Annotated in this window: 1 protein-coding gene; it reads left to right on the top strand. The window is 39.7% G+C overall.

All coding sequences use genetic code 11. The annotated features are described in order from the left end of the window. Positions 1–477, top strand: a 477-nt coding sequence (locus A8708_RS00005) for an SLC13 family permease (protein WP_204787435.1), incomplete at its 5' end; no start/stop codon positions are given. Positions 478–504: the final 27 nt, after the last annotated feature.

Here is a 504-nt window from a genome sequence, read left to right as displayed (position 1 = left end):
ATGGAAGAAGCTTTTACCAAAGTTGAATGGACTACGATTTTTTTCTTTGTTGGACTGTTCGTCTTAGTTTCAGGTTTAGTGGAAACAGGAGTCATATCCAAATTAGCTGCTCATGCTATTGAACTCACAGGAGGGAATCCTGTTGCTACATCAATTTTGATTTTATGGCTCAGCGCCATTGCCTCGGCGTTTTTAGACAATATACCTTTTGTGGCAACGATGATTCCTATGATTCAGGAAATGGGTAACATGGGGGTAGAGAATCTAGAACCACTGTGGTGGAGCCTAGCCTTAGGAGCATGTCTGGGTGGTAATGGCACATTAATTGGGGCAAGCGCTAACTTAATCGTAGCTGGCATGTCTGCGAAAGAAGGACACCCGATTAAATTTATTACGTTTATGAAATATGGTTTCCCACTTATGTTAATTTCCGTAGTGCTAGCAAACATTTATATTTATGTCAGATACTTAATTTAATGAGGAGGAATGAAATGTGAAACTCAT

Source organism: Paenibacillus oryzisoli, from assembly GCF_001653565.1.
GTDB classification, from domain to species: Bacteria; Bacillota; Bacilli; order Paenibacillales; family NBRC-103111; genus Paenibacillus_E; species Paenibacillus_E oryzisoli.
Note: the sequence above shows the minus strand (reverse complement) of the source record. Positions and strands in the feature narration are given on the sequence as shown.